The organism is Vibrio genomosp. F10 str. ZF-129, assembly GCF_000287055.2.
Lineage (GTDB): Bacteria > Pseudomonadota > Gammaproteobacteria > Enterobacterales > Vibrionaceae > Vibrio.
The window spans coordinates 1-4107 of sequence record NZ_AJYQ02000040.1 but is presented as its reverse complement, the minus strand read 5'-3'; the positions used below and the strand labels follow the sequence as shown (position 1 = coordinate 4107).

The following is a 4107-nucleotide window of genomic DNA, read 5'->3' as shown; positions in this document are numbered from 1 at the left end:
AACCATTTTTATCCGCTTAGCAAGGCGTTAGCTGTCTTCGCAGAAAGCTAGTTTGGTTTTTAGATTATTGTAAAAACGAGGGTTCGTTTTTCCTTTGAATCGGTCTTCCGTTCATTGTTTTTTAGATTGCTACTTAGGTTCTAGTTTTCAATCAAACCTTCGTTTCGCATTGTTTTTAAACTGGTTATTTAGCTTCGAAATGTTAAGCTAAATCTCCAATAATAAGCCGTTTGTTAATCTACTTTTTTCACTCAAAAAGCCGGCTAACAAGTTGCTTAAACGGAACTAAAACAGTTGGTCATCGCTACGCGATTTTAACCAACCATTTTAGTCCGCTTAGCAAGGCGTTATGTGTCATTTATTCATTGTTTCTAATTTTATAAATATAAGGATATTTCGATGGAAAAAAATTCTAAATTTGAAAGATGGACTGAAGAACGTAAAAAAGGAATGCTTAACTATGTTGCCAAGTCGACTTTATATTTAGGCATACTGTTAATCATAGGGCGCATAATTGGATATCTCGTTTCTGGTAATGCCCAATTTAATGGCGATTTTTTTGCTGAATTATCTTTAAATATTGCTGTAATAGTAATTGTTAGTGGCTTTATAAATAGTGTTATTTGGTATGTTAAAGAGTTTAAATATCGCAATAGCTTATAAACACATAACAAGTCATTTAAATGGAAAATTAACAGTTGGCTATCGCTTCGCGATTATAGCCAACCATTAATTTCCACTTAATGAGGCGTTAGTTTTACAAGGAAAGTTTGATGTTTAAATCACTGTTAGTCTCACTATTATTGTTTTCATTTACTGCCATTGGCTCTGAGAGCAAAGAGCACCCTTTGGCAACTCAACTTCAGCAGCAGTTGGATCACCAATTACAGTTAGCAATTAATGCTATGAATGATCCAAAAATCATAGAAGCTAAAGCACAATTTGCACGTAATCTTTTTGACGCATTATTAAAAAAAGGATTTACCGAGGAACAAGCTTTAGTATTAGTTAGTGGCTCACTTTCGAGTAAATTGTAAAACTAACAAGTCGTTAAAGCAGGACAAATAACCGTTGGCTTTTGCTCCTGCGTCGCTTATTTTAGCCAACATATTATTTGCCTCTTAACGAGGCGTTAGCACTACTTATTTTATCACCGTGTATAAGTCACGAATTTAGGAAAAAACATGAAAGATTATGTAAATCAGCTAGACAAGGAAACACGGAAAGTAGATTTTGACTCATTTGATATATCAGTTAAAGAGTTAGTCTCAATGTCAGATGAAGGTATAGTCGATATTGCCCCTGAATATCAAAGGCAGTTTAGGTGGCCTCATGAAAACCAATCTAGATTGATTGAATCAGTTCTTCTAGGGATTCCAGTGCCTAGTTTATTCATGGCTGCAAATAAAGATGGCTCTTGGGAGCTAATAGATGGCGTTCAGAGATTAAACTCCTTAATACATTTTGTTGGAAATGATGAACAGTTAGAAAAATTTGGTTTTGAATCAAACTTAGTCCTAAAAGGTCTAGAAGTTCTAACAGAATTCAACAACTCTAGTTTTAAAGATTTGCCTCAGACCTTGAAACTTAAATTCAATTTAAGACCACTTAAAGTTACTACTTTAAGTGATAAAAGCGATTTAAAAGTGCGCTTTGACCTTTTTGAAAGGCTAAATACTGGTGGAATTAAGTTAACTGATCAAGAAATACGCTCTTGTGTTTTTAGAGGTCAATTTAATGACTTTATTACAGAGCTATCTGAAAATGAACATTTCAACTCTGTTGTAAACCTTCCTAAAGCAAAAAGTAACGATGGTACTAAGAATGAATTGATTCTTAAGTTTTTTGCCTATAAAAATAATAGAGATCAATTTGATCATAGTGTGGTTAATTTCCTTAATGATTATATGGCAGAAGCCTCTACTTCATTTAATTATAAAAAGAATCGAGCTACATTTGAAAAAACTTTTGAAGCACTAGCAAATGAATTACCAGACGGGATAAAAAGAGGAAACAGAAGCACTACACCTTACAACCTATTCGAAGCTATAACTATTGGTGCTGCAGATGCTATTGAAGAAGGGGTAAACATACTTGATAAGAATGTTGTTGATTGGATTAACGATGGTGAATTAACAAAACTAACTTCTTCAGCAACTAACTCGAGACCAAAATTAAAAGCTCGTATTGCATACGCCTACGATAGGTTTAAATAGAATGTATCAAACGGTAGAGTTAGAAATTAGAGATAGATTAAACCAATCAAAAGAATTAATTACTCATATCTCTAGTTTGGAAGCTGTTGATAGGCACTCTGAATTGTTGAAAATACAAAAAGGTTTCCTTTTTATTTCATTGTACTCATCTATTGAATATACAATAACGAGTGTTGTTTCTAGATTTTTAGAATTAGTAAAGCAAGAAGAGCTTAAACCAATGGAGTTTAAGAAATATTTATTGTGCACTGTTCTAGATAATAAATTTAATGCTTTATTAGGTAGTAGCAAGAAAACAGTATGGAATAAGAAAAAAGAACTTTTTGATGCCTTGTTTTCTTCTGAACCTGCACCTATAGATAACTCGGTGTTTCCAACAGATGGAATTAATATTTCTCAAGAACAGATTGAAGATATTTGGCAAATTTTTCACTTATCTGGTGATGCTATTCCAACAGATGTGAATAATTGGATCTTAAAAGAAATTAAAGGGCATCGTAATGCTATTGCTCACGGCAGGGAAAAGGCCAGCAAGGTTGGTGGCCGTTATACTGCGGAGGTTCTTACAAAGCGTGTAGCTGACGTTGAGGCACTTTGTTTTCATATCGTTGCAGGGTTTGAAACTATATCCGTCAGTAAGGCATATAAATATTCAGGTGCTGCGTAGTGCTAACAAGTTGCTCAAAAGGACAAAAAACAGTTTGCTGTTTTTCGTACCTCAAACATTTTAGCAAACAATTTTTTGCCTCTTAGCAAGGCGTTATGTATATACAAGGAAAGTTTATAGTGACAAAAGTAGATTATACAAAGTACACCTTAGAAGATTTATTGGAAAGCCAACAAAACATTGATAGAAATGCATACCCAGATAGAGCTAATGAAATAGATCTACTAATTAAAGACCGTCTCAAAAACAGAACCCCTCGAAGAGTCACAATGGCCGACGAAAATGGAAACATTGCTGCTATAAAAAAAGGCAGGGCCCCTTCCTTAGGGCAAGGGCTAAGCGAGCTAATCGGAGGTACGTTATTTGGTATAATATGGATAAGCACGACTGGAAACTCTGGCCCACAATACTGGAGTTTAATCGGGTATTTCGTCATTCTATCTTCCGTAATTGGTGGGGGTTACCATATTTATAATGCTTTAGCTAAAAATAGGTTTACAGCGCAAGACATTGTTTCTCCCAGTAAGGAACCAGACCCATTTAATAAATTAATGGGATTTGATAAAAACGACAACAACAAGTCTCAGTTTTGCACTGGTTGTGGCTCACCCGTTGAAATTACAGATAAGTTCTGTTCAAGCTGCGGGCAGAAAGCTCGCGCATAAATATACATAACAAATTACTTAAGTGGACGCTCAAACGCTCGGCACTCTCGGCTCAGAATTATGCAGGCTCGGGTAAGCTAATCATAAGCGCCACTTAGTAAGGCGTTATGCAACTCAGGTAAATTTAGGGGTTCAATCTTTTGGGATTTCTCCGGCCATTCGTTTTGAGCTGTCGGCAAATGAGCATTTTTACCCTCAAATTCGTGGTTAACTCAAACCGTAAAACAGACAAATTTCTTTGTTTGCCTCAATCGGTTTTAGCGTTGGCGTGTTGTCAATTTAGTTGGCGCAAAGTGTGGAAAGAGCAAGTTAATCGATCATTTTGTATTTGTTGAAGACTTTGCTCGTTGAGTTTGTTTGGCTCAAAAGCCTAGTTTGTCGCTGAAAGGCAGACTTCATTTTTGCGGCTTATTTATCACGGCTTTTGCTTGGGTTGATTCTTTAATCACTCAACCATTGCAATTATGGTTTTTGATCGAGTAAAGTCAGCTTATCTTATTGAATTTGCATAACAAACAATTCAAGTGGATTCTCAACGCGTGGCAGTTTTACTATGCGT

At 35.4% G+C, this 4107-nt stretch carries 5 protein-coding genes; all 5 read left to right on the top strand.

Going from position 1 to position 4107, the window contains the following annotated elements; translation table 11 throughout:
* The first annotated feature begins 399 nt into the window (after positions 1 to 399).
* Positions 400 to 663 carry a hypothetical protein gene (locus A1QO_RS05810; protein ID WP_017041389.1) on the top strand — a complete coding sequence of 88 codons (264 nt, stop codon included), beginning with the start codon at positions 400 to 402 and terminating at the stop codon, positions 661 to 663.
* A gap of 110 nt (positions 664 to 773) precedes the next feature.
* On the top strand, positions 774 to 1037 hold the full coding sequence (locus A1QO_RS05805) for a hypothetical protein (protein WP_017041388.1): 264 nt from the start codon (positions 774 to 776) through the stop codon (positions 1035 to 1037).
* 147 nt (positions 1038 to 1184) lie between these two features.
* On the top strand, positions 1185 to 2216 hold the full coding sequence (locus tag A1QO_RS05800) for a DUF262 domain-containing protein (RefSeq protein ID WP_017041387.1): 1032 nt from the start codon (positions 1185 to 1187) through the stop codon (positions 2214 to 2216).
* Between the two features lies 1 nt (position 2217).
* Positions 2218 to 2883: an MAE_28990/MAE_18760 family HEPN-like nuclease gene (locus A1QO_RS05795; protein WP_017041386.1), complete on the top strand. Its 666-nt coding sequence runs from the start codon at positions 2218 to 2220 to the stop codon at positions 2881 to 2883.
* Positions 2884 to 3002: 119 nt separating this feature from the next.
* Positions 3003 to 3548, top strand: a complete 546-nt coding sequence (locus A1QO_RS05790; protein WP_241790408.1) for a zinc ribbon domain-containing protein — start codon at positions 3003 to 3005, stop codon at positions 3546 to 3548.
* Positions 3549 to 4107: the final 559 nt, after the last annotated feature.